The organism is Serratia sp. 25CWL12 (genome assembly GCF_055790885.1).
Genome location: NZ_CM147698.1, coordinates 3,660,461 through 3,686,201 on the forward strand (window position 1 = coordinate 3,660,461; position 25,741 = coordinate 3,686,201).

Sequence of the window (25,741 nt, forward strand, 5' to 3'; positions counted from 1 at the left end):
CTTTCTTCGTCCTCGGTGTATTACTGTTGGTCACCACTACATCAAGTTTGCATAAAAATTCATTTATATGCATAATCAAAACGTCTCCCTCCACATTTCACGGTGTAAAATGCGTAATCCTGCAAAACAGGAAGACCTGACCAAAGCGTTTAAAGCGTTATTGAAAGAAGAAAAGTTCAGTTCACAAGGTGAAATCGTTTTAGCGCTGCAGGAAGAAGGCTTCGAGAATATTAACCAGTCAAAAGTGTCCCGTATGTTAACCAAGTTCGGGGCGGTGCGTACACGTAATGCAAAAATGGAAATGGTGTACTGCCTACCTGCTGAACTCGGTGTCCCCACCACCACCAGTCCGCTAAAAAACCTGGTGCTGGATATCGACCATAATGATGCCATGGTAGTGATTCGTACCAGTCCAGGCGCGGCACAATTGATTGCTCGTTTGTTAGATTCACTGGGGAAAGCAGAAGGGATTCTGGGAACCATTGCAGGTGACGACACTATTTTCATCACTCCTGCCAGCACCTTTACAGCACTTCAGCTCCATGAGGCCATTTTGATGCTGTTCGAGCAGGAGCTTTAGTGCACCCGTCGCCATTCAAACTGCAGGGTTGTTGGTTTCATGACGCGCCCCATCCTTGGGGCTAGACCGAACCCGATCAGCACAAGTGTTTTATTAAACCTGTTTTGTCAAACCACCGGGCTATTTTGAGTGTCCATCGATGAAATCAGTCGTTCTCTTGTGACTCTGCTTTATTAGCCAGCGCCGATAACAGTTTGTCATGAATACCGCCAAAGCCGCCATTGCTCATCACCAAAACATGGTCACCTGGCAGCGCCGTTTTGATGATCATCTCCAGCAACGTATCAAGGTCAGCACTCCAATGCGCTGGCTGCACACAGGCCTCTGCCACCTCTGCGATTTGCCATGGAATATGATGAGGCTGAAACAGGAACACTTCATCAGCACGCCCTAAAGAAGGTGCCAAGTCATTTTTGCTGATCCCCATCTTCATGGTGTTTGAACGGGGTTCCAGTACAGCAAGAATACGTGCCGTTCCGCCCACTTTGCCACGCAAAGCCGCCAACGTGGCCAGAATAGCCGTTGGATGATGAGCAAAGTCATCATAAACCGTGACACCAGCCGCCTCTCCACGCAACTCCAAACGACGGCGGGCATTAATAAAATCACCCAACGCCTGGCAAGCATCAGCCGGTTGCACACCAATATGGCGCGTAGCAGCAATCGCCATCAGACCATTATGCATGTTGTGCTCACCCACCAACGACCAGTTAACCTCTCCCACTTTCTCACCATCGAGGTATACCGCGTAGTGGCTAGCATCCGCTGTCAGCTTCTGCGCACGCCAACTTCCTTCATCGCCGACCCACTCCTGTTCACTCCAACAGCCCATCGCCATCACTTGTTTCAGCTGTATGTCGTTCTCCGGCAGAATAATTTTGCCCTTGCCCGGCACCAAGCGCACCAGATGGTGGAACTGTTTCTGGATCGCTTTCAGATCATCAAAGATATCCGCATGGTCGAACTCAAGGTTGTTCATGATCAGCGTTCGTGGGCTGTAGTGGACAAACTTGGAACGCTTATCGAAGAAGGCACAATCGTATTCATCAGCTTCAATAACAAAGAACGGGCTACCACCGAGGCGCGCAGAAACATCAAAATTACCCGGCACACCCCCAATCACAAAACCCGGCTGGTAACCACAAGCTTCCAGGATCCAGGTTGCCATCCCTGCAGTGGTGGTTTTACCGTGTGTACCTGCCACGGCCAACACCCAGCGATCACGCAATACATGATCATGTAACCACTGAGGACCCGACACATAAGGGATACCCTGTTCCAATACCGCTTCCACGCAAGGATTACCTCGACTCATCGCATTGCCGATGATCACCAAATCGGGTACTGGTATCAATTGAGCGGGGTCATACCCTTGTATCAGGTCAATTCCCTGGTTTTCCAGCAAGGTGCTCATTGGCGGATAAACGTTCGCATCTGAACCTGTCACGTCATGTCCAAGGGAACGAGCCAACATCGCCAGCCCGCCCATAAAGGTGCCACAGATCCCAAGAATATGTATGCGCATTAGCTTTCTCATTTAAGTGCATCGATTTAGTACTTATTCTAACCTTCAAAATCTCACAGAAGAAACGGATTTGCCTATGAATAATGGGTCACTTTGGACTACACTGCTAGCGAAAATGTTAGCAGTGAGCTAACAGGCCGCTATCCATCCGTAACCTCTGGGATTGTGTTATGAAAACGTTAGGCGAATTTATCGTCGAGAAACAACACGACTTCTCTCACGCTACTGGCGAACTATCTGCATTACTTTCCGCCATTAAGCTGGGTGCAAAAATCATTCACCGTGATATCAACAAAGCCGGTTTAGTTGATATTCTGGGAACCAATGGTATTTCAAACGTACAGGGTGAAGCTCAGATGAAGCTGGACCTGTTCGCCAATGAAAAACTCAAAGCCGCATTGAAGGCTCGCGGCGAAGTTGCGGGTATCGCTTCAGAAGAAGAGGACGAGATTGTTATTTTCGAAGGCGAACGCGCTGAGAATGCCAAATACGTCGTGTTGATGGATCCATTGGATGGCTCATCCAATATTGATGTCAACGTCTCAGTCGGAACCATATTCTCCATCTATCGCCGTATCACGCCATTGGGTATTCCTGTCACTGAAGCTGATTTCCTGCAACCGGGTAGCGCACAGGTTGCTGCTGGTTACGTGGTGTATGGTTCATCCACCATGTTGGTTTATACCACTGGCTGTGGCGTACATGCCTTTACCTATGATCCCTCTCTGGGGGTGTTCTGCCTCTCTCACGAGAAAGTCCACTTCCCAGAAACCGCCTGTATGTACTCCATCAACGAAGGTAATTACATCAAATTCCCTCTTGGAGTAAAAAAATACATTAAATACTGCCAGGAACAGGATGAGGCCACTCGGCGTCCTTATACCTCGCGCTATATCGGCTCATTAGTGGCTGACTTCCACCGCAACCTGCTGAAAGGCGGCATCTACATTTATCCAAGCACCGCCAGTCACCCAACCGGCAAACTCCGCTTGCTGTATGAATGCAACCCGATGGCCTTTCTGGCAGAACAGGCGGGCGGAAAAGCCACTGATGGTAAAAAACGCATTCTGGACATTGTGCCGGAACAATTACACCAGCGTGTGCCGTTCTTCGTCGGCACCAAGTCAATGGTGGAAGAAGCAGAGCGTTTTATTGCTGAGTTTCCTGACGAATAACCCCTACCGCCATCCATATTGCCCCCCTCAGCTGCAGGGGGAAGGTCTAGGGACGGACCTAGTACCCAGTTCGATCCCCCTAGAGCTTGATTAACTAAGACGATGCTTTATCACTGAATCCCTAGGTTCAGTGATGAAAAGGGCAGGAAATCATAAAAGAGTCCGCTATAATAGCGCGCACTCCCTTTCTGGTTTGATTAAAGGAAACCGACATGAGCTTGAATCTGGTCCCCGCTGGCAAAGACCTGCCAGAAGATATTTATGTAGTTATCGAAATCCCGGCTAACGCTGACCCGATCAAATATGAAATCGACAAGGAAACTGGCGCGCTGTTTGTTGACCGTTTCATGTCCACCGCCATGTTCTATCCCTGCAACTATGGCTATATCAACCATACTTTGTCACTGGATGGTGACCCAGTTGATGTGTTGGTACCGACACCTTACCCACTGCAACCCGGTTCTGTGATCCGTTGCCGTCCGGTCGGGGTGTTAAAAATGACCGATGAAGCCGGTGAAGATGCGAAGCTGGTTGCTGTACCACACAGCAAACTGACCAAAGAGTACGATCATGTGAAAGACGTGAACGACCTGCCAGAACTGCTGAAAGCACAGATTACCCACTTCTTTGAGCATTACAAAGATCTGGAAAAAGGCAAATGGGTGAAAGTAGAAGGTTGGGACGACGCCACTGCCGCTAAAGCTGAAATCATCGCCTCTTTCGAACGCGCCAAGAAATAATTCACCGCGCTTTGAAGATCACGACACCGCTCATCGAGCGGTGTCTTTTTTTGCTACTCATCAAGACGCGTTAACCAGTCACCGCTGTCAATCCGCGGAAACCCCTCAACACTGTGTTTATACAGGTAGATCCATGCACTACCATAAGGTGTTTGAATCAGTTCGCGCTGATAATCCTTGGTATTGCTTTTCAACTCATCCAACTCAGCCAAAATTGACGAGTTAATACGATACACCTCACAGTGTATTGTCCCCTCTCCAGGGATCGCCGCCGGGTAGTGGCCCAGATTATAAATCTGATAGCCCTCTAACTCATGTTCACCCAGCCATTGGGCATTGGTCATCCAATGGCTGTTTCCCTGCTTGCGTCGTAAACTGCCATAAACAATTATTCGCATAGCTCAAAACTCAAACTGATAAAGCACATCCAGTGCTTGGGCAAGACCAGATACCGCCTCCAGATACAATCTGGGCATCAAACGGTATCGCAACGTTAGCGTGGCCAATGAATCAAATATCCCCACCCCATATTTTACTTGTAGGCCAGGGAGAATATAGCCACTGACAACCACCTTGGAGCTGTCACCCACTCCCTCGGTATCAAGGGCTAAATTACTTACGCCAAACGCTTCTCCGATTTTACCCACAAGTTGACCACTTTGTGCAACCCCCATACCAATTAACATTGATGTCATGGCATTGCCATCAGCCCCACTACTGCTCAACCCCTGGCCGCGCAGCAGGTAAGACAAGGCTTCCTGTTGGGATAAAGTCGGGTCGGAAAAGACTTCCAGCCTTGGAGCATCCGCCATTCCCGTCACCCGCACCCCAGCGGTGACACCATCTTGCGTCGCATCTGGGTTACGGATTGCTTCAATATTCAGCATCGGTTGATCCGCTGGGCCAGAAAACAATAGTAGCCCTTTACGCACAAGGAGATCCTGGCCATAAGCGTGAAAACGACCTGACGGAATATTAATTTGACCATGCAGACCTAACCCGCGCGGATCCTGAACGACACGCAGATCACCACGCAAGCTGGCCTGCAGACCAAAGGCGTCCAGAGTAACATCGTTACCGACATGGATCATCAGATGGCTACTGATAGGGATCAACGCCGAAGCAGGTTGGATCGGTTGGAGCTGGTTATCAAGCATCACTTCATCAGATGAAATGCCTACCGCACTCTCCGGCAACTCCTGTACTGTAATCCTCGCCCATGGGATACCCACTGAACCATTAAGGGAGAGCAGTTGTGGCGTTGCTTCAAACTGTAAATCCGGTGAGACATCAATACGCACCATCGGTGGTATCGTCACACGTAGACGGTTGCCTTTGGCGGCAATACGCGCACGCCAGGCGGTGATATCCCGCCAGTCAGCATCCCCCGTCAGGTTCAGTTGGCCGTTGGTCGTCGCGAGCAGCCCTTCCAGGGTCGATGTCATGCCATTGAAGTTCAGCACCAGACGCCCTTCGGTCATATCAAACGGCATCCAGTGGCCGACAATAACCGCTTTCTCCAGTGCCAAGCGACCAAATACTAATGGATGCTGCGCACTACCGCCTAATTGCAGATTGGCGTTCAGCCTTCCCGTGGCTTTCTCACCCTGCACCAGAATTGGATTGAGCAGCGCCAGCGAGATATCGCTAATATTCACATTACCGCTGATCGCACGACGCACTTGTGGGTCAGTGACCTGAATGTTGCCATTTAACTGGCCATTATTGGTCAGCTTAATCAACCAGTCAGCTTGCGCCCGCCCCTGGTTCAAAGCGGCATTGAGGTTGATGGTGTCAAAAGCAATCGGCAACGCACTGCCTTGCAGTTGTTGCACCACTTTCACCCCGTTACCCACCAGTGAGACTCTCGCCTGGGGTAATGCCCCACCGGGTTGCCAACTCACCTCAGCCCGGCCACTAAACAGGCCGCTGAGTGCAGTGTCTGGCCCCAGGAAGGGTTTAAGCATCACCAAGTCAAAACGGTTAAGCACCACGCTGGCTTGGCCACTGGCACCCGCGTCAATGGTTCTTGGCACACAAAGCTCAGCATTCGGGTTAAGCCAACAATGTGGCCCGATGCTGATTCTCTGCTGCGTATGCAGGTAATCCAACGCGATAGCACGAGTCAGACGCCATTCCCCCACCGGGGTATCAAAATAGGTGTTATTCAGGTTACCGCGCCAGCGTTGCAGTTGACGGTCAAAACTCCCCTCCAGGGCCAATTGCCCAGAAACCGGCTTACCATCAATACTTAGCTGCAACCGATGCTGGCGTTCGCTTCCTCTGGCATCCAAGGTCAACTGGTTGATCTGCAGAGCATCTTGTTTCAGTTGTGTTACCCGGAGTGTCAATTGCCCCTGAACCTGTTCACCAGAGCGAATATCACTGTCCAGTTTCACCCGTTGAATATGCAGAGCCTGCCATTGCAAACCCTGTGCGGTCAGGTCTGTCAGCAGTTGCGGAGCCTGTAGATTGCCGCGTAGTCTCAACTGCCCAGTGATATTCCCCGCCAGCCCCGGCAAGGTACCATCAAGATGTTGTGCATCAAGTTTGCTATCCAGCAACCAGTTTTTTTCATCCAACTGGCCTTTGATGCTGAGGGTATTGCGCCCCAGAGCCAGGTCGATACTGGGGATAGACCACTGACCCGCCGCATTACCACGCAACGAACCCTGCGCCGATAGACGGTGTTGTTTCACATTGCCGTCCAGTTGCAACTCCGGCACCTGGAGTTGCCAACTACCACCGTGAACGCTACCACGGGTGGTTATTTTCCCTTCTAGACGAGCAGGCCAGTCAGGCCATTGCCTGGCGGTATTAATGCCTGTTAGCGTTAATTGTGAGGTCCAACTGATAGCCTGACGCCAGTCAACCAGAGCAGTAAGGTCAGCATGTCCCTCCAGTGCGGCCAAACGCAAACGATCCAGGTTGAATTGCTCAAGATTACCCTTGCCATCAAGCTGTAGCACTGCCGCAGGTAAATCCTGGCCGTTAATATTGGCCCGGGCGGAGAGAGCATAATCGGCCACCTTGCCGTTAACACGCACGCGAAGATCATTCACCTGATATTGCATCTCCCCTGTTAGTGGCCACTGTAGCTGTTTGCTTTGCAGCGTCAGCGTCAAGGGTAACCCCACCTCTGCCAATCGAGTTTGCACATCCAGTTGCGCACTGACTGGCCCAGAAAGGTTCAAGGCGACCTTCAGTTCTTCACGTAACCCACCGCTTATGTTCAGCTTTAGCTTTTCCCCTTTCAGCGGTTCGATATTCAATGTGCTGTTCAGCGCCATCTCAAGCGGCCAAGTCTCCGCCAGCGTAACCTGACCTTTAACAGATGCTTGGCCTTGAGGAGACCTTACCGTCAATTGGTCTAACTGAATATGCTGCTCTAGGGTGCGCCCCTGCAGTAATAGACTGGTGATGGTCACATCAGTGTCACCCGTCAACTGCAGTTGATCAGCGTTAAGTTGCTGAACCGTAATATCCAGCGGCAAACGGATCATCGGTAGCTCAGGTAACAACGGTTTGGCAAACAATGCGTTCAGCATCTCCCCCAATGGTTGCTCTGGTACCGCCGCCGGTAATGGCGTTGCCGGGGTTTTATCTGTCGCGGCCTTCGATACTGAATCTGCCGCGGGTTGATGCTCTGGGGGCAACGCATTGGCGGGGGTTTTTGGCAATGCAACCTGTAAGGCATGAACCGTGGTGGGCATCAGGGTCAGCTCACGCCCTTGCCACTGAGCCCCGGAACTAAATTCCCCTAGAGAGATAACCGTGTCGTCCACCCTGACGTTGACATTATTCAATGCCAGCTTGCGCAAGGTCAGCGGATAAGGCGTACGAATATCGGAAATAGGCTGCGGTTGCTCTTCTACTGATGTGGATGGTGGCATTTCAGCCGTTTTCACCACCACCTCCACATCCTGCGTGGTCAAGGCATTGATGCACAAGGTGCTGTTTTTCAGGCAAGAGAAATCAAGTGAGAGATGAAATTGCCCCGCGTTGACTGACACGCCAGGCATCTGATATTTGATGCCTTTCAGCGTCAAATCACGCCAGCCACCGCTGACTGTTGCAATCTCCAGCCCCGGCACCCAGCGAACAGCCCCATTGATGGCCAGATGCAAACCCGTGGTGGTCCCCAACAGAAATGCCAGCGAACCAATCAGTAGTAGCAGCAGGATCAAAAATCCCAGGCAAATCTTTTTCAACCAGCTCATAGTTCAGGCCCCAAACCGATATAGAACTGCACACCATGAGTGTCTTTATCCCCAATGGGTGTGGCGATATCGAGCTTCACTGGCCCAACAGGTGATTGCCAACGCACACCGACCCCCGCACCCGTTTTAAGATCGCTTTCTTTGATACTGTTAATCGCCTGACCCGAGTCAACAAACATCGCACCCCACCAGCGACCAGAGACATTGTATTGATACTCCAGCGAACCGGTCATCAGCTTGGAAGCCCCTGTTAGTGCGCCATTGCTGTCGCGGGGAGAGACCGCCTGAAATTTGTAACCGCGAATACTGCGATCACCACCAGCAAAAAAACGTAAATCAGGCGGGACCTTGTCAAAATCATTGGTTTCAATCCAACCAACTTGACCACGAGCCACAAAACGGTGTTTTTCCGCCAAGCTGCGGATCCAAACGTTCTGTGCCTGGATCAACGCAAAATCGACGCCAGACCCCCAGGTCGTGTCAGAAACATCAAAAGAATAGCGTTGGCTATCCCCCCATACCGGCATCATCCCCCCCCGAGCTCGAACGCGGGAAAATCTCACCCCGGGATACAGCAACGTGGTGGTATTCGTCACATCCCCTTGGGTAAAATGGTCCAGACGCAAACTCAGGTTCAGCGCTCGCTGCCAGCCGCTGGAAAGATCCCAGTTACGTGAAACCACTAACTTACTACTATCGGATTGGGTATCGTTCAGATCGGTGCGTTTGAACCCCCCTTGCAGTAGATAATATTGTTCAAGGGGACTGCGCAACAGCGGTATTCTATAACTGAGATCCAACTGTTGTTCCGGTGCGGAAATATTAGCGCTGGTGGTCAAGCTATGGCCACGATCATTCAGCCAGGGCTTGCGCCAACTGCCGAGTACACGCGGCCCAATGTCGGTAGAAAAACCGCCCCCCATCTCGACAATATTGCTACTACGTGGGGTGACCAGCGCATCTAACGGCAAAATCTTGTTCTCTTTAGCATCAGCGAAGTCTGGAGATACCACCACCGAATTAAACCAGTTGGTGGCGGATAAACGCCGGTTCAACTCAGCCAGGTCATTTGACGTGTAATAATCTCCCTGATGAAAGGGCACCAGATTTTGCAGGTAGTCCTCACGAATTTGTGAGCCTTTAAACCTGATTTTTCCGAAGTGATATCGCTCACCACTATCAAAATCAATGTCCCAAAAAGCCTTGTGCAACTCTTTGGCCACACCAAGTTGGCTCTTTGGCATATTGGCGTCAAAATAGCCTTTACGCAGTGCCAACCCCGTCAATCCACTTTTGAAACCGTCATACTGACCATGGTTGAGGATCTCACCGATGGCGGGCCTGCTGGTTCGTACCAGATCCAGATAATCTTGATCCGTGCTCGCCTCCCCTTGCAGGGCAATATTCACCCCAGCAATGCGTACCGGCTCACCAGGATCAACCTTAGCGCGCAATACAGGTCGAGAAAGTGTTGGGTTATCATCAAAAGTGAAATCAATAATTGGCTCATAATACCCCAACGGACGCAACCCCTGGCGGATGGCTGCATCAACTCGAGCACGGAAACGCCCTTCAGCATTCACCTCTTCCGGTGTGATCGCTGAAAGACGCACGCGGACGTTCCTTTCCAATTCACCACTCAGACCTTCGACCTGAAGACGCACATTTGCTGCCAATGCCGGCGGCATAATCAATAGCGCGCATAAAACACAAAGGACGGGGTATCTTGGCACAACGTCTCCTTAATTTATTTTACTGTCAGTCACTTTGCTGTAGGGCTGAAATTACTCAAACGATCAAAACCACCTCTTTACAGACTAACAACAGACACCGCATATTATCCGCAACGCCATTCAAGTTGAAGTCCCTACCGTTTGAATGGTGACCAATATATACCAGTGCGACACAAGACTGATTGTGAGCAAAGAAACGGACGGTGATAACTGACTCGCTGCTTTATGGTCAGATTCAGGCAAATGGCAGCCAAAACACCCGCAGCTTGAGTAACCCTCAGTGATTAAGGCAATTATTAATAGGGCAACAGGAGTCTATCGTGATTCAATCTTTTGATAAATCTGAAAACGTCGATAAAGCAAGTGCACTTCCGGGGCGTGCTACCCCCCTGGTAGTAGCAAGCACGCATGCCGTGACTGGCCACGACATGACCAGCGTACCAGAAGGCATGGAGGTTGCCATCTTTGCCATGGGCTGTTTCTGGGGCGTTGAGCGCTTGTTTTGGCAGCAACCAGGGGTTTACAGCACCGCCGCAGGCTATAGTGGTGGATACACACCGAACCCAACTTATCGTGAAGTGTGTAGCGGACAGACTGGCCATGCTGAAGTGGTACGCATCCTGTTCGATCCCAACATCACCGATTATCGCCATTTGCTACAGGTGTTTTGGGAAAACCATGATCCGGCCCAGGGTATGCGCCAAGGGGGCGATATCGGCACCCAGTACCGTTCTGCCATTTATTATACTAATACCGAGCAACAAGCAGAAGCAGCGTTGAGTTTGCAGCGTTTCCAGCAAGCCATGAGCAAGGCGGGTGATCAACGTACCATTACCACCGAAATCTTGCCCGCTCTACCTTTCTACTATGCCGAAGATTACCATCAGCAGTATCTGCATAAAAACCCTGATGGCTATTGTGGCTTGGGAGGGATTGGCGTCTGCCTGCCACCTCAAGGATAACCTGTTAATTTTTAACCACTGGCTACCCTGATGGGGCAACTGCTATACTGTAGCGGGCTGCATGGGTGGCCCCATTTTTAACAGCACGGCACATCGTGCACTATGATTCATTTTTTACACGGTATTACCCCCTCCAAAAGAGCGCTGACATTCCGTCGCGTCGGCACGAATGGATAGATTATGTTAAACAGTATTTTGCTGATTCTTTTTCTAATCACGGTGAGCGCATTTTTTTCGCTCGCAGAAATTTCTCTGGCTGCTTCCCGTAAGATAAAACTTAAATTGATGGCTGATGAAGGCAACATCAATGCCCTCAAAGTCCTTAAACTCCAGGAAACACCGGGGCTGTTCTTTACGGTAGTGCAAATCGGGCTCAACGCAGTGGCCATCCTTGGTGGTATTGTCGGTGATGCGGCCTTCTCACCCAGTTTCAAACTATTTTTCGAGCGTTTTCTGTCACCAGAGATCGCTGAACAAGTCAGTTTTATCTGTTCGTTTGTACTGGTGACCAGTATGTTCATTCTGTTCGCCGATTTAACGCCGAAGCGCATCGGTATGATTGCACCGGAGACCGTTGCGGTGCGGATCATCAACCCAATGCGTTTCTCAATCATGATTTGCCGCCCACTGGTCTGGTTCTTCAATGGAATGGCCAACCTGATCTTCCGCCTGTTTAAACTGCCAATGGCGCGTAACGACGATATCACCTCTGACGATATCTATGCGGTAGTGGAAGCCGGTGCACTGGCTGGGGTACTGCGCAAACAAGAACATGAACTGATTGAAAACGTCTTTGAGCTGGAATCACGTACCGTACCCTCTTCGATGACTTCCCGTGAAAGCGTTATCTACTTCGACCTGCGTGAAAGTGAAGAGAGTATCAAAGAAAAAATCTCTACCCATCCTCACTCCAAATTCCTGGTCTGTGATGGGCATATCGATCAGGTTGTCGGGTATGTGGACTCTAAAGACCTGCTAAACCGCGTTTTGGGGAACCAGAGTCTGGCATTAAGCAATGGCGTACAAATCCGTTCTGCGTTAATCGTACCGGATACACTTACACTGTCAGAAGCATTGGAGAGCTTTAAAACTGCGGGTGAAGACTTTGCGGTGATCCTCAATGAATATGCACTGGTAGTTGGTATTATCACTCTGAACGACGTCATGACCACATTGATGGGTGACTTGGTGGGGCAAGGCCAAGAAGAGCAAATTGTTGCCCGTGATGAAAACTCATGGCTGATTGAAGGGGGAACCCCCATTGATGACGTGATGCGTGTACTGGATATTGATGAATTCCCACAGTCAGGCAATTACGAAACCATCGGTGGTTTTATGATGTATATGCTGCGCAAGATCCCAAAACGTACAGATTTTGTAAAGTATGCTGGCTACAAGTTTGAAGTTGTTGATATCGATAGCTATAAAATCGACCAACTGTTGGTTACCAGACTGAGCGATAAGCCAGCGTTGGTTCACCCCAAAGCAGAAGATACTCTGCCTCCGGTATAAATATCCTCGTCGTCACTCAAGCGGCCAGAGTTCTATACCGAAGTTCAATGGAATTGCAGGACAAAACGCAACGCGTTTTGAACAGCGCTTGCGCTGGCTCCGCAGGAGCAAGGCCCTAATGGGCCGAGTAACGCGCCGCTGGCGGCGGCCCAGAAAGGGGCGAGGTCCACGGACGGACCTCGTAACGCAGCCAACACCGCTGCAGCTTCATTGACGACGGGTATGTGCTACTTGAATGACGATGGCAATACCACCTTTAGCCTATTTCTGCCTGTAACAACGACACCTGCTGATTGACCTCAGACATCACACTAAAGTGGCGTAAATCACGTACCTTTGGCAGCAGAATTTTGCCTTTGTCGAACTCAAACGCCCCCACATCCTTGATATACAGCCTACCTCGGAACAAAATCTTGACATACTTAGCCACTCTTTGTGGATTATAACGCTGGAAAATTTTCATACTTTTCGCTTTCCTTCCATTATACCCGTTGCCATTCAAGCAGGGTTCAACACACGCTGCGTTTTGCCCGGCAACTTGAAGAACTCGGGCAGAGCTCCCTGCATTCAGTCAGTGGCCAAAGTGGCAACTTCAACATCCGAATGCAATCAATCACATTTTAATAAACTATATTATACAACAAAAATAGATGAATTAACTACACCTACGGTTATATGCCGATCTTCTCATGGAGTTAATTAACTTTATTAGCATATAAGTTCAAAATTAACGTCTCTTCAGAGCAAGGGAAAACTGCAACCCGCTAACAGGACAGACCTCTGATGGTTACCTATGCTTTAAGCATCTAATGTTGGTCAACACGTATTCCTTGATGCCGGAGCACACATGAAAAAAAGTATCCTATTAGTGATCTCGTTACTGTTAGTGCCCATGTTAGCCAGCGCCCACAACTTCCAGCTCCAACAGCGTGTGCCCCCCACTGGGGTCAGTGACAAAGGGGAACTGTTGTACCTTAATAACCAGTTTAGCTACAAAACCTGGAGTAGTGCTCAGCTCAATGGAAAAGTGCGCGTGGTACAGCATATTGCTGGTCGCACCTCAGCCAAAGAGATAAACACCCCGCTGATTGATGCCATCAAGGCAGCCAAACTACCTCATGATTATTACCAAACGACGACAATCATTAATACCGATGATGCCATTATCGGTACCGCCATGTTTGTCCGTAACAGTATAGAGGACAGCAAGAAGGAGTTTCCTTGGTCACAATTTATTGTCGACAGTAATGGCATCGTCCTGAAGGCTTGGGAGCTACAGCCCAAAGGCTCGGCGATGGTAGTGCTGGATAAAGAAGGCAAGATCCAGTTTGCCAAAGAGGGCGCACTGACTCCGCAAGAGGTAATACAGGTGATGGCGTTACTGCATCAACTGCTAAAATAGCCTTGATACCTCTCATTCTTCAAGTTGCAGCAATATCAGCTGCAACTTGAATCAATCCAGGCAACGGCAGGACAGTGCCAGACTAAAACAGAGATACCCGAAAACCCGGGTTCAAAAAAGACTCACGGGGGGTATAGCATAATGGTTTACCGTGCCAATCATGGATTTGAGCACCCGCTGCCACCGCCACAGCATGCCCTGCGGCGGTATCCCAAATATTGGTTGGTCCAAAACGTGGGTAGAGTTGAGCTTTTCCTTCCGCCACCAGGCAAAATTTCAGTGATGAACCGACCGGAATCGTTTGATGTTCACCTAATTGTTGTAAATATTCACGTAACTCATCATCAACATGAGAGCGGCTAACCACCACCACGGGTAGTTGAGCAGGAATGACATTGATCTCTTGCCGACAACCCGCTTCCTCTTTCCAGGCTTTACCGCGCTCAGCCAGATACAACACATCCAATGCCGGGGCGTAAACCACCCCCATCACCGCTTCCCCCTCTTCAATCAAGGCAATGTTGACGGTGAATTCACCGTTGCGCTGCAAAAACTCTTTGGTGCCATCAAGTGGGTCCACTAACCAGTAACGTCGCCAGTTGCGGCGGATTTCCCAGGCAGGCGGATCCTCTTCTGACAGTAGGGGAATATCAGGTGTCAGCGCCGCCAACCCCTGTTTGATAATATGATGTGCCGCCAGATCCGCAGCGGTGACGGGGGAGTCGTCTGGTTTCTTTTCTACGCCAAGGGGTTGTTCACCGTGATATACCGCCATGATTGCCATACCGGCTTCCCGCGACAATTGGCAAATCTGTTCTAACATAGTGCGCCTCTCACATTCAGCTTTATGGGGGAACCCTCTTCCCAGCAACTCACAGTATTTGATCAACAACGCTTCGCTATCACAACTTTATGCATCTGCAGGTTACATGGATAAATTTTCTGCCAAACTTCACATTTTGGCGAGGTATCAAATGATAGTTACATAAATATTTGAGATACATACCTAAGTTCATTCAAGTTGCCAGACAGAACCCGCTGCATGTTCAACAACGCTTGCTGCTTTGCCAATGGGGGCGAGGAACCGTAGCCAACACCCTTGTAGCTTGAGTGATAAAGGGTATCACTCATTCCTCAATGCTTATCGAACAACAGCCAGACGGTAGGATAAGTCCCTTCTGCCAGACGCGCTACCGTTAGAAACCGCACAGGAATCATTACAATATGGAGATAGCCAATGATTAAACGTTCTCTGGGATTATCCACTTTAGCCTTATTGGTTTGTGCCGCAACGCAGGCCGCCACCGTTGACCTGCGTGTGCTGGAAACCACTGATCTGCATAGTAATATGATGGACTTCGATTACTATAAAGATAAGCCCACTGACAAATTCGGCCTGGTTCGCACCGCCAGCCTTATCCACCAGGCTCGCCAGCAGGTGACCAACAGTGTACTGGTGGATAATGGTGACCTTATTCAGGGTAGCCCATTAGCGGACTATATGGCCGCCAAAGGGTTAAAAACAGGGGATATTCACCCTGTCTACAAGGCGATGAACAGCCTGGATTATGTGGTGGGCAACATCGGCAACCACGAATTCAACTATGGGCTAGACTACCTGAAAAACGCACTGGCTGGTGCCAAATTCCCCTACATTAATGCCAACGTCATTGATGTAACCACGAAAAAGCCGTTGTTCACACCTTATATTATTGTCGATACCCCGGTAAAAGATCGCGATGGAAAAACACATACATTGCGGATTGGCTACATCGGCTTTGTACCGCCACAGATCCTGAGCTGGGACAAAGCCAACCTGCAAGGAAAAGTCACGGTTAACGATATTACCGCAACCGCCAAGCACTATGTGCCAGAGATGCGTAAGCAAGGGGCGGACCTGGTAGTGGCCATCCCGCACTCTGGCCTCTCCAGTGAGCCTTACAAAGCCATGGCTGAAAATTCGGTGTACTACCTCAGCCAAGTGCCGGGTATTGATGCCATCATGTTCGGCCACGCTCACGCGATATTCCCCAGCGCGGATTTTGCCAAAATTCAGGGGGCGGATATCAACCAGGGGTTACTCAACGGTGTACCCGCAGTGATGCCAGGCCAGTGGGGTGATCATCTCGGGGTCATCGATCTCCAGTTAAATAACGACAGTGGCCGTTGGCAGGTCACCGCAGCAAAAGCAGAAGCCCGACCAATCTATGACAAAGAGAACAAGAAATCGCTGGCAGATGAAGATGCCGCATTACTGAAGATCCTGGCGGAAGATCACCTGGCAACACGTGATTTTGTCGGTAAACCTATCGGCAAATCTGATAGTAACATATACAGCTATTTGGCTTTGGTGCAGGATGATCCTAGCGTCCAGATCGTTAATAATGCACAAAGAGCTTACGTTAAACACTATATCCAAGGTGATCCGGATTTGGCCGACCTGCCGGTACTCGCCGCCGCCGCACCCTTTAAAGTCGGTGGACGCAAGAATGATCCCGCCAGCTTTGTCGAAGTTGAAAAAGGCCAACTCACCTTCCGCAATGCAGCTGATCTCTATCTCTACCCCAATACGCTGGTGGTAGTCAAAGCCAGCGGCAAGGAGGTAAAAGAGTGGCTGGAATGTTCCGCTGGGCAGTTCAATCAAATCGATGTCAACAGCAGCAAACCACAAGCGTTAATCAACTGGGATGGCTTCCGCACCTATAATTTTGATGTAATCGATGGTGTCAATTACCAGATTGATGTCACTCAACCCGCACGTTATAACGGTGAATGCGAGCTAATTAATAACCAGGCCGAGCGCATCAAGCAGCTGACATTCAATGGCAAACCGATCGATCCTAACGACACTTTCCTGGTGGCAACCAATAACTACCGCGCCTACGGTGGTAAGTTTGCAGGAACAGGTGACAAGCATATCGCCTTCGCCTCACCCGATGAAAATCGCTCAGTACTGGCAGCCTATATCAGTGCAGAAACCCAGCAACAAGGTGCGGTACGCCCTCAGGCTGACAATAACTGGCGTTTAGCCGACATCAAAAGTCAACAACCGCTGGATATCCGTTTTGAGACCGCAGCCAGCGAAAAAGCCGCTGCATTTATTCAACAGAACGCCCAGTACCCAATGAAACCCGTGGGTACTGACAGTATTGGATTTTCACTCTATCAAATTGATATACAATCAAAATAATTAAATAACCGGGCGCATTCCCATGCGCCCTTTCCATCGCCCGCTTGCCGTTAATTAAATAGAGAAAAATGCCACTCTGCGGTTCAATGTTTTGCAAACAATTGCAAATAATCTATCGACAAAGTTGTACAAAAAAATACAATCGTGTAACTTTGCTCACTCAAATTCAGAAGGTCTGTTAATGTTCAGCAACGTACATAACAACGACAGCACAAGGTTAGTTGCTCAAAATTCGCTCTAGCGGTTAGTATCACCTATCTGCAATTTAACGCTTAGCTCGAAGGAATGAATGGCGATGACTACCACCCCGTCAGTAATCAGCAAATGTCTTGATTTTTACTCAGAGCTGAACAGTGAAAAAATCACATTACTCCCGTTAATTTATCATCCACAGATCGAGTTGGTTGATCCCTTAGGTCAGCACTCTGGGATCGCTGCAGTTGAAGCCTATTTTCGCAGCTTATTGACTCGCACCGCTCACTGTCGATTTTCCATCGACACTTATTTCTCTCAAGATCAGCAGACCTGTCTAAACTGGATCATGTCCTACTCACATCCTAAATTGGAGAAAGGGCGCACTCTTGAATTGGAGGGCTGTTCCATATTACGCGTTCAGGACGATAAAATTATCTGGCAACGCGATTACTACGATATAGGAGCCATGCTTTATGAGCATATTCCATTACTAGGTCCGGTGATTAAGCAGTTGAAAAAGAGGGTCAACCAGTGAAATCAATTTTAGTCACGGGGGCAAGCTCAGGTATTGGTGAGGAATTGGTCAAGGCTTGGGCCAAGCAGGGATATAAACTGATTGCCTGCGGGCGCGATCAGCAACGCTTGGCTGCGCTACAACAATATGATGCCAACATCATTACACGATCCTTTGATATGACTGATGCCGAGGCTTGTCGAGCAGCATTGCAAGATTGTCAGGTCGACTTGGTGGTGTTGTGTGCCGGTACCTGCGAATACATCGATAACGGCAAGGTAGATGCCGCTTTAGTCAAAAGAGTAATGGAAACCAATGTGTTAGGGCCAGTTAACTGTCTAGATGCCTTGCAGGAACAACTCCAGTCGGGTAGCCGAGTTGCCTTCGTCAGTTCAGCGGCTCAGTGGCTACCCTTCCCGCGGGCAGAAGCCTATGGCGCTTCCAAGGCCGCATTGACTTACCTGGCAAATAGTTTGCGCCTTGACTGGGAAGCTAAAGGCATTGCTATTTCGGTCATTTTCCCGGGTTTTGTCGATACTCCCCTTACACGGAAAAATACATTTCCGATGCCAGGCCGGATCAGTGTTGAAATGGCAGCAAAAGCCATTATCAAGGGGCTGGATCAAGGCCACAATGAGATCCGATTCCCGTATGTTTTTTGTCTGGTTTTGCGTTTATTAGCCTTGTTACCACTATCTCTTCAAAACAGATTACTCCGCCGGATGGTTACCCGATGAAAATAGCAATTATTGGTAGTGGGATCTCAGGTTTAACCTGTGCGTGGCGTTTGGCTGGTCATCATGATGTCACTCTGTTTGAAGCCAATGCAGTCGCGGGTGGTCACACAGCAACAGTGGATGTTAAAACTGAACAAGGTGAGATGGCCATAGACACCGGGTTTATCGTTTATAACGATCGAACCTATCCGCGTTTTATCGGCTTGCTCAGTGAATTGGGTATACAAGGACAAAAGACGGAAATGAGCTTTTCCGTTCAAAATCCACAAACAGGGATTGAATATAATGGACATACGCTGACCACATTATTCGCTCAATACCGTAATGCGCTTAATCCAAAATTTTGGCGACTGTTAAAAGAGATTATCAGATTTAACCGTTGCGCCAAGCAAGAACTCAACAATGGCATCAACGAAGGCCACACCTTAGAGACATTCCTTACCGTTAACAAGTTTGATGCTTTTTTCTCTCAGCATTATATCTTGCCTATGGGAGCTGCCATCTGGTCCTCTTCTTTAAAGGATATGCGCCAATTTCCATTAGTGCTTTTTTTGCGTTTTTTTGATAATCACGGCTTACTGGATATTCTACATCGCCCCCAATGGTATGTAGTGCCTGGTGGTTCTCGCGAATATGTTCGTCAGATTATAGAAAAGTTATCTCCTCGGATGCAGTTTCGTTTTTCAACCCCGGTATTGAGTGTGACACGCACCGATAGCGGCGGCCTGGTTGGTACTGAAAGTGGAGAGGAACATTTCGACAACATTATTTTTGCCTGCCATGCTGATCAAGCTCTTGGGTTACTAAATGACCCGAGTGAACAGGAAAGAGAGATCCTCAGTGCGATATCTTGGCAACGCAATGATGTGGTGCTGCACAAAGATAAATCCTGGTTGCCTGTAGAGCGTCGAGCCTGGGCAAGTTGGAACTATCTGCTTAACCCAGACCCCACTAAGCAGGAAGATACTCCGGCTTGCGTCACTTATAATATGAATATTTTGCAAGGCTTGCCTGCTAGCAGCCCGTTATTCTGCGTCACTCTTAATCCAGACAAGCCTATTGATGAGCGCCATGTTTATCAACGTTTTGTTTATCACCACCCTATTTTCAATGCGCAAACCTGGCAAGCTCAAACACGCCGTCATGATATCAATGGACAACGTCATACTTGGTTCTGTGGTGCCTATTGGTATAACGGTTTTCATGAAGATGGGGTGCACAGTGCCTTGGATGTGGTAGAGGGTATTGCACTCAGCCAGGTAAGAGGTCTGGTGTAATGAATAGCTGTTTGTACCAAGGCGTTTTGCGCCATCGGCGCTATCATCCTAAACACCATTTTTTTACCTACCGTATTTTTATGGCATTACTGGATTTGGATGAACTGCCTTTGCTCGATAAAGTTGGCATTGCGTATAACCGCATGGGGATAACCGCATTTTTTGATCGCGATTATCCGCTCGGTCAGCCGCTCAAACAGGCAGTGCAAGATAAACTGCGGCAGCTCACTGGCGAGATCATCGATGGGAAAATTTTACTACTGACCCAACTGCGTTATTTCGGTTTCCATTTTAATCCAGTTAATTTTTATTATTGCTATGACCATGCTGGAAACTTCCGCTACTTACTGGCAGAAGTCAGAAATACACCTTGGAACGAACGTCACTATTACGTCGTTGATGCTTATCATCCACAGCCGACAGCAAAAGCCTTCCATGTTTCACCTTTTAACCCCATGGATATGACCTACCATTGGCGTTTTAAGGTACCGGGCAAGACCTTACAAGTACATATTGAAAATCATCAACATAACAAGGTATTCGATGCAACCCTGTTGCTAAAGCGGCAAGCACTAACTCGCGCTAATATGATAAATTTGTCGATTAAATTACCTTTTATGACAATAAAAACAGTGCTGACTATTTATTGGCAAGCATTGCGTTTATGGCTTAAACGCGTGCCCGTTTATTCCCACCCTGGCAATAGAAAACTTTAATCATGACTGACCCTACCTATCCACTCACTCAGACTCTCTCCCGTCGTGCTCGTATAACCCGACAGGTTTTATTTCGTCTGCTATCACAGATCAAAGGCGGGGGGTTAACCCTGCATGAGGGGAACCAGCAATTTTGCTTTGGTGAGATGGCTGCGGCTCGTCAGGCGGTGGTGGTGATCCATTCGCCTTCAGTATATCGTCGTTTGTTCTCCGGGGGCAGCATTGCCGCAGCGGAAACATGGATGGACGGCGAATGGGATTCACCAGATTTAACCTCAGTGCTTGAAATTCTTGCCCAGAACAGCACAGTGATGGATCAATTGGAAAATGGCTTCAAATGGTTGAATAAGCCTTTCGCACGATTACAACACTGGTTTAACCGTAATAACCGTGATCAGGCCAAGCAGAATATTGCCGCACATTATGATCTCGGCAATGACTTTTATCGTTCGTTTCTCGATGAAAGTTTACTTTATTCTAGTGCGTTATTTAGCACGGGCATCAATGATTTACCTTCAGCGCAAGTCGCCAAAATGGCCCGTTTGTGTGAGCAGTTAGCTTTAACTGCTGACGATCATCTGTTGGAAATCGGCACCGGTTGGGGGGCCTTGGCAGAATACGCAGCGCGACATTTCGGTTGCCGAGTGACCACCACCACCTTATCTCAAGCACAATATGATTACAGTACCAAACGTATTGCACAGGCTGGCCTGACTGAGCAGGTCACCGTATTACTGAAAGATTATCGCGATCTCGATGGTGAGTTTGACAAGATTGTGTCAGTTGAAATGATAGAGGCAGTCGGTGAAGCCTTTTTACCGGTATTTTTCCGTAGCTGTCAGCAACGGCTACGACCTGGAGGGAAAATGGTGTTACAAGCGATCACTATCCAGGATCAGCGCTATAAACAATATAGCCAAAGTGTAGATTTTATACAGCGCTATATTTTCCCTGGCGGTTTTTTGCCTTCAATCTCAGCCTTGAGTAACGTCATGACCCATCACACGGATTTTGTGATCCGTAACCTGTTTGATATGGGTATTGATTATGCGCAAACCTTGAACCACTGGCGTCATCGTTTTCTTCATGCTTGGCCTCAGATCAGCAAGCAGGGGTTTGATGACCATTTTCATCGAATGTGGTTATTTTATCTGTGTTACTGCGAAGCGGGATTTCAAGCTCGTACCATTAGCGCGGTACAAATGACTGTTGAAAGAACATGAGTCGATCTCAGCAGCTCGTATTAACCACTATTGCTTTTGATATCTATTGGTTTTTGGTGGTTTTTTTCCGTGACAGATTCGTTCTGTTATGGCTTGCCATGGCGATCCTGGTCTGGTGTTTATTGCCGCCACTGCAGCGCCGAGCGGCCTTATTACTGGCGATAGTGGGTAGTGGAATAGATGCCCTATGGGTAGCAACAGGTATCGTGTCATTTGATGGTTCGGGGTTAATCCCCTTGTGGATGCTAGCATTATGGCTGATGTTTGCTTGTCTCTGGGCACCGCTGACATGGCAATCGGCGTTACCCAGCTGGATTTGGCTGGTGATGGGGGCAGTTGGTGGGCCATTTGCCTATTTTATTGGCAAAAATATGGGCGCAATGACTTTTCATCAGCCTCTGTTTATCACTCTCGGCTTGCTAGCCATCGGCTGGGCAGGCTTGATCTTGTTATTCAACGTTCTCTATGTTCAGTTTTATGCACGTCGTAACTAGGCAACAAAACCAGGAAGCGATTTGAACCAGGCTTGTGCTGAACTGTAGGATAAGATTCATCATCTCACTGGGTGTAGAGAAACGGGATGACGGTACCCATCCCACGCCCCCCAATGACAAGCATGGTGACGGGTATATTAACGGAGGAAAGATGTGAAACACTCTCTAGGCGTATTGCTGTTATTTGTCTCGCTCACAACATATGCAAATGAGTGGTTGCAATGGCCAATGAGCGGTGTTGCAACCTTAAATTGGGGACCGTTCAAGATCTATGATTCCCAGTTACGTCTTCCTGAAGGTCATTATGCGGGGCCATTGACCGATCAGGCATTAATCATTACTTACCGGCGTAATATTGATAGCGACGATTTAATTGATGCCACACGTGAGCAGTGGCAGGCCCTAGGCGTATTGAGTCAGGAGCCGCAAAGTGAAGCCTGGTTAGCCCTGTTACGCAAACTCTGGCCTGATGTTCAAGACGGCAGCCAGTTGGCGTTTGTACTGCAAAATAAACAGGGACAATTCTGGTATCGTCCGGCGGGCAGCACCGCTGCTTTTTCCCCATTGGGCGGCCCCCTCTCTGCCGACTTAAGTCGTTGGTTTCTAGCTATTTGGTTAGATGCTCGTACCTCGTATCCTGAATTACGCCAACAGTTATTGGGAAGAGCCAAAATGATAACCAGAGAATCTAGAATAGAAACAGGAGATGTTAAATGAAAAAAATACTCAAGATTGGTAGTTTACTGGTCATGATGTTGACCGGATGCAGTGCTGATATCAACGACTATCGAGCATCAACACCCACACTGGATATCTTCGATTATTTTAACGGTAAAACAGAAGCCTGGGGGATGGTACAAGACTTCAGCCAGAAACAGGTTCGTCGTTTCCATGTAGAAATTGTCGGTAGCGTTATCGATAATACGCTGACACTACATGAAAATTTTGTTTACGACGATGGAGAGAAACAACAGCGTACATGGCATATACGTCGTCTTGAAAATGGTCGTTACGAAGGAACTGCCAATGATATAGAAGGTGTCGCCAGCGGGCAGGCGGTAGGAAACACCTTTAATTGGCAGTACAAAATGAATGTCACCACTGGGGGAAAAACCTGGTTACTCAGTTTTGACGACTGGATGTACCTGCAGGATAATAACCATCTGTTTAATCTTACCAAGCTTAAAAAGTTTGGTGTCACTGTGGGTACCGTGACCTTGTTTTTTGATAAACCAGCAAAGCTGTAGGCCATGCTTACACTTTATACCATCAGCGAATTTGCCAACCTCTGTGGTGTTAGCCCGACCACATTACGGGCTTGGCAACGCCGTTATGGTTTACTTAAGCCTGAACGTACAGAAGGGGGGCACCGGCTCTATAGCCAATCGGATCTTGAACGAGTACTTAGCGTCTTAGATTGGATAAAAAAGGGTGTCCCTGTCAGCCAGATAAAACCGCTACTTGAAAGTGACCACAACCAAACCAATAATAACTGGCAGCAGTTGCAGGAAAAAATACTGTTACTACTACAACAAGGAAAGATCGATGCCTTGCGTCAGTTACTCTTTGCTTGTGGACGAGATTACCCTCGCAGTTATTTGGTTGATCATGTATTGCGCCCTTTACGTGTGTTAATAGCAGCAAATACTGCACCGATGCTCACATTACGCACCATCCTTGATTCGCTGATTATCGGCTATACCTCTTTTTGTCTGGATGCAGATAAACGTTCTCAGGGAGAAAAATATATTTTAGTAGGGTGGAAGCTTAGTGATCCGGCAGAGATTTGGCTGGAAGCCTTAAAATTGTCAGGCGCAGGCAAGAGGATAGAAGTGCTGGCATGGCCATGTACCCTATTGGCTCCTGAATTATTTCCTGATTATCATTGGATCCTACTCACCTCTACCAAACTCACCGCACTAGAAGAAAAACAGTGCGAGGTATGGCGTAATTACGTTTTATCACTGCAGGTCGCCCTGTTACGTTAATCATGGGTTGTACAGACAGCATTGGATTTTCACTCTATCATATTGATATACAAAAAATAATTACATAACCGGGTACATTTCCATGCGCCCTTACGATTTAACCTCTTTTATTGATGGCATACCCTTTAAATTGCATTTAAAATGCATGTTATAAGTTTATTCACTTTAAGAGGCACTAACATGGATTATCGTAGCCAATCCCTCGGCGCACTCGCCATCGCTATCCCGCAAGCCAGTAAACTATTCCGCGACTATGGCTTGGACTTCTGCTGCGGAGGAAAACAAACCTTGGAGCGAGCTGCCAGCCGCAAAGATTTGGATCTGGAGAGATTGGAAAGTGAACTGGCTGCACTGGCAGCAGACTCCGTAGATAACCGCGACTGGCATCAGGCCCCGCTGTCGGAGATCATCGATTACATTCTGCCACGCTTCCACCAACGTCACCGCGAACAGTTGCCAGAGCTGGTATTAATGGCAGAAAAGGTCGAACGTGTTCATGGCGACAAGCCCACTTGCCCACGCGGGCTGGCGAAACAGTTAAATCTGATCAATCTCAGCCTTGAAAACCATATGATGAAGGAAGAGCAGATCCTGTTCCCGCTGATCAAACAAGGTATGGGGCAACAGGCGGCGGGGCCAATTTCGGTAATGGAGTATGAACATAATGAAGTGGACGAACAGTTGGAGGTTGTGAAATTCCTCACCAATAACGTGACGCCACCGGCAGGTGCCTGCAATACCTGGCAGGCATTATATAATGGGCTCAATACGTTTATTGCCGACCTGATGGAGCACATCCATCTGGAGAACAATTTGTTGTTCCCGCGTGCCCTTAATGGTCAATAAAGTCAGGGCGTCACTAAGGCGCCCATGCTTCAAGGCCGTAACCTATTACAAAATTTCCAGCAATTCAACGTCAAAAATTAATGCGCTGAAAGGTGGGATTGATGCGCCGGCGCCACGTTCACCATAGGCCAGGTTATGTGGAATATATAACTGCCATTTTGATCCCACAGGCATCAGTGTCAACGCTTCGATCCAGCCGGGGATCACTCCACTAACCGGGAACTCTGCTGGCTGACCACGCTCAACAGAACTGTCGAACACATCACCATTGATCAGGCGGCCAGTATAATGCACCCGTACCCGATCCTGACGGGATGGGATAGGGCCATTACCCTGCTCCAATACGCTGAACTGTAAACCCGACTCAGTCTGCGTCACGTCGTCACGTTTGGCATTATCCTGCAAGAACTTCTGACCTTCTACGGCCATTGCCTTTTGACGTTCAAGACGTACCGCATCTGCACGCTCATGGATTTCACGTAGTGCGCGGTGAACCACATCGACCGGTACAGCCGGTGCGTTCCCTTCCAACGCATCACGCAAGCCAGCCAACAAAGCTTCTGGTTGTAAACCTTCCAGACCAGACTCTTGCAGTTGCTGACCGACCTGTAAACCAATCCCGTAACTTGCTTGCGCTTCAACGCTATCAAAAGAAGGGGTTGTCATGGGTTTTTCCTTTAATCTGTAAAAAGTCGAAGATGCAGCATAACAG

Annotated in this window: 24 protein-coding genes; 17 read left to right on the forward strand and 7 right to left on the reverse strand. The window is 48.7% G+C overall.

The genetic code is table 11. From position 1 onward, the window contains the following. Window positions 1-109 precede the first annotated feature (109 nt). Window positions 110-580 carry a transcriptional regulator ArgR gene (gene argR, locus ACX9GV_RS15845; protein WP_023490216.1) on the forward strand — a complete coding sequence of 157 codons (471 nt, stop codon included), beginning with the start codon at window positions 110-112 and terminating at the stop codon, window positions 578-580. A gap of 145 nt (window positions 581-725) precedes the next feature. Here argR and mpl read toward each other — a convergent pair whose 3' ends face one another. Further along, window positions 726-2,105 (reverse strand): UDP-N-acetylmuramate:L-alanyl-gamma-D-glutamyl-meso-diaminopimelate ligase, encoded by a 1,380-nt coding sequence (gene mpl / locus ACX9GV_RS15850; RefSeq protein WP_473196158.1) that lies wholly within the window; start codon window positions 2,103-2,105, stop codon window positions 726-728. A 170-nt stretch (window positions 2,106-2,275) separates the two neighbouring features. Between mpl and fbp the strand changes: the two genes are divergently transcribed. After that, the gene (gene fbp / locus ACX9GV_RS15855; RefSeq protein WP_473196159.1) at window positions 2,276-3,280 is read left to right on the forward strand and encodes a class 1 fructose-bisphosphatase; all 1,005 of its coding nucleotides are present in this window, start codon (window positions 2,276-2,278) and stop codon (window positions 3,278-3,280) included. A gap of 212 nt (window positions 3,281-3,492) precedes the next feature. Further along, entirely contained in the window at window positions 3,493-4,020 is a 528-nt protein-coding gene (gene ppa, locus ACX9GV_RS15860) for an inorganic diphosphatase (protein ID WP_023490219.1), read from the forward strand. Between the two features lie 53 nt (window positions 4,021-4,073). Here the strand turns inward: ppa and ACX9GV_RS15865 are convergent, their stop codons facing one another. Genes ACX9GV_RS15865 through tamA form a run of 3 tightly spaced genes read right to left on the reverse strand, consistent with a single transcriptional unit; the run spans window position 4,074 to window position 9,973 of the window. Next, window positions 4,074-4,418: a gamma-glutamylcyclotransferase family protein gene (locus tag ACX9GV_RS15865; RefSeq protein WP_473196160.1), complete on the reverse strand. Its 345-nt coding sequence runs from the start codon at window positions 4,416-4,418 to the stop codon at window positions 4,074-4,076. A gap of 3 nt (window positions 4,419-4,421) precedes the next feature. Then, a complete protein-coding gene (gene tamB / locus ACX9GV_RS15870; protein WP_473196161.1) occupies window positions 4,422-8,240 on the reverse strand; it encodes an autotransporter assembly complex protein TamB in 3,819 nt (1,272 codons plus the stop codon). Next, window positions 8,237-9,973, reverse strand: a complete 1,737-nt coding sequence (gene tamA, locus ACX9GV_RS15875) for an autotransporter assembly complex protein TamA (protein ID WP_473196162.1) — start codon at window positions 9,971-9,973, stop codon at window positions 8,237-8,239. The genes tamB and tamA overlap by 4 nt, the downstream gene beginning before the upstream one ends. Before the next feature lie 323 nt (window positions 9,974-10,296). Between tamA and msrA the strand changes: the two genes are divergently transcribed. Both msrA and paeA read left to right on the forward strand, forming a co-directional pair. Next, window positions 10,297-10,935: a peptide-methionine (S)-S-oxide reductase MsrA gene (gene msrA / locus ACX9GV_RS15880; RefSeq protein ID WP_473198050.1), complete on the forward strand. Its 639-nt coding sequence runs from the start codon at window positions 10,297-10,299 to the stop codon at window positions 10,933-10,935. A 180-nt stretch (window positions 10,936-11,115) separates the two neighbouring features. Beyond that, window positions 11,116-12,447, forward strand: a complete 1,332-nt coding sequence (paeA, locus tag ACX9GV_RS15885) for a polyamine export protein PaeA (RefSeq protein ID WP_473196163.1) — start codon at window positions 11,116-11,118, stop codon at window positions 12,445-12,447. 256 nt (window positions 12,448-12,703) lie between these two features. On the opposite strand, the gene ACX9GV_RS15890 is transcribed toward paeA, so the two are convergent. Continuing rightward, window positions 12,704-12,910 (reverse strand): DUF1107 domain-containing protein, encoded by a 207-nt coding sequence (locus ACX9GV_RS15890; protein ID WP_037384464.1) that lies wholly within the window; start codon window positions 12,908-12,910, stop codon window positions 12,704-12,706. Between the two features lie 384 nt (window positions 12,911-13,294). Between ACX9GV_RS15890 and ACX9GV_RS15895 the strand changes: the two genes are divergently transcribed. After that, entirely contained in the window at window positions 13,295-13,849 is a 555-nt protein-coding gene (locus ACX9GV_RS15895; protein ID WP_023491390.1) for a YtfJ family protein, read from the forward strand. 82 nt (window positions 13,850-13,931) lie between these two features. Here the strand turns inward: ACX9GV_RS15895 and cysQ are convergent, their stop codons facing one another. Next, on the reverse strand, window positions 13,932-14,672 hold the full coding sequence (gene cysQ, locus ACX9GV_RS15900; RefSeq protein ID WP_473196164.1) for a 3'(2'),5'-bisphosphate nucleotidase CysQ: 741 nt from the start codon (window positions 14,670-14,672) through the stop codon (window positions 13,932-13,934). Window positions 14,673-15,086: 414 nt separating this feature from the next. On the opposite strand from cysQ, the gene ACX9GV_RS15905 reads away from it, so the two are divergent. From ACX9GV_RS15905 to ytfE, 11 genes are all read left to right on the forward strand, one after another. After that, window positions 15,087-17,039, forward strand: coding sequence for a bifunctional 2',3'-cyclic-nucleotide 2'-phosphodiesterase/3'-nucleotidase (locus tag ACX9GV_RS15905; RefSeq protein WP_473196165.1), 1,953 nt, complete (start codon window positions 15,087-15,089; stop codon window positions 17,037-17,039). Window positions 17,040-17,328: 289 nt separating this feature from the next. After that, window positions 17,329-17,769 (forward strand): nuclear transport factor 2 family protein, encoded by a 441-nt coding sequence (locus ACX9GV_RS15910; RefSeq protein WP_473196166.1) that lies wholly within the window; start codon window positions 17,329-17,331, stop codon window positions 17,767-17,769. After that, window positions 17,766-18,485: an SDR family NAD(P)-dependent oxidoreductase gene (locus ACX9GV_RS15915; protein WP_023491395.1), complete on the forward strand. Its 720-nt coding sequence runs from the start codon at window positions 17,766-17,768 to the stop codon at window positions 18,483-18,485. Before ACX9GV_RS15910 ends, ACX9GV_RS15915 begins: the two co-directional genes overlap by 4 nt. After that, entirely contained in the window at window positions 18,482-19,762 is a 1,281-nt protein-coding gene (locus tag ACX9GV_RS15920) for an NAD(P)/FAD-dependent oxidoreductase (protein WP_473196167.1), read from the forward strand. The genes ACX9GV_RS15915 and ACX9GV_RS15920 overlap by 4 nt, the downstream gene beginning before the upstream one ends. Continuing rightward, a complete protein-coding gene (locus ACX9GV_RS15925) occupies window positions 19,762-20,478 on the forward strand; it encodes a DUF1365 domain-containing protein (protein WP_473196168.1) in 717 nt (238 codons plus the stop codon). Before ACX9GV_RS15920 ends, ACX9GV_RS15925 begins: the two co-directional genes overlap by 1 nt. Window positions 20,479-20,480: 2 nt before the next feature. Beyond that, entirely contained in the window at window positions 20,481-21,701 is a 1,221-nt protein-coding gene (locus tag ACX9GV_RS15930) for a class I SAM-dependent methyltransferase (RefSeq protein ID WP_473196169.1), read from the forward strand. After that, the gene (locus tag ACX9GV_RS15935; protein ID WP_473196170.1) at window positions 21,698-22,195 is read left to right on the forward strand and encodes a DUF2878 domain-containing protein; all 498 of its coding nucleotides are present in this window, start codon (window positions 21,698-21,700) and stop codon (window positions 22,193-22,195) included. The genes ACX9GV_RS15930 and ACX9GV_RS15935 overlap by 4 nt, the downstream gene beginning before the upstream one ends. Before the next feature lie 153 nt (window positions 22,196-22,348). Beyond that, window positions 22,349-22,912, forward strand: coding sequence for a hypothetical protein (locus tag ACX9GV_RS15940; RefSeq protein WP_473196171.1), 564 nt, complete (start codon window positions 22,349-22,351; stop codon window positions 22,910-22,912). After that, a complete protein-coding gene (locus ACX9GV_RS15945) occupies window positions 22,909-23,442 on the forward strand; it encodes a DUF3833 domain-containing protein (RefSeq protein WP_037384454.1) in 534 nt (177 codons plus the stop codon). The genes ACX9GV_RS15940 and ACX9GV_RS15945 overlap by 4 nt, the downstream gene beginning before the upstream one ends. Before the next feature lie 3 nt (window positions 23,443-23,445). Continuing rightward, window positions 23,446-24,183 (forward strand): MerR family transcriptional regulator, encoded by a 738-nt coding sequence (locus ACX9GV_RS15950; RefSeq protein WP_473196172.1) that lies wholly within the window; start codon window positions 23,446-23,448, stop codon window positions 24,181-24,183. 180 nt (window positions 24,184-24,363) lie between these two features. Then, window positions 24,364-25,029 carry an iron-sulfur cluster repair protein YtfE gene (gene ytfE, locus ACX9GV_RS15955; protein ID WP_473196173.1) on the forward strand — a complete coding sequence of 222 codons (666 nt, stop codon included), beginning with the start codon at window positions 24,364-24,366 and terminating at the stop codon, window positions 25,027-25,029. Window positions 25,030-25,074: 45 nt separating this feature from the next. Here ytfE and ACX9GV_RS15960 read toward each other — a convergent pair whose 3' ends face one another. Then, window positions 25,075-25,695, reverse strand: a complete 621-nt coding sequence (locus tag ACX9GV_RS15960) for a peptidylprolyl isomerase (RefSeq protein ID WP_473196174.1) — start codon at window positions 25,693-25,695, stop codon at window positions 25,075-25,077. Between the last annotated feature and the right edge of the window lie 46 nt (window positions 25,696-25,741).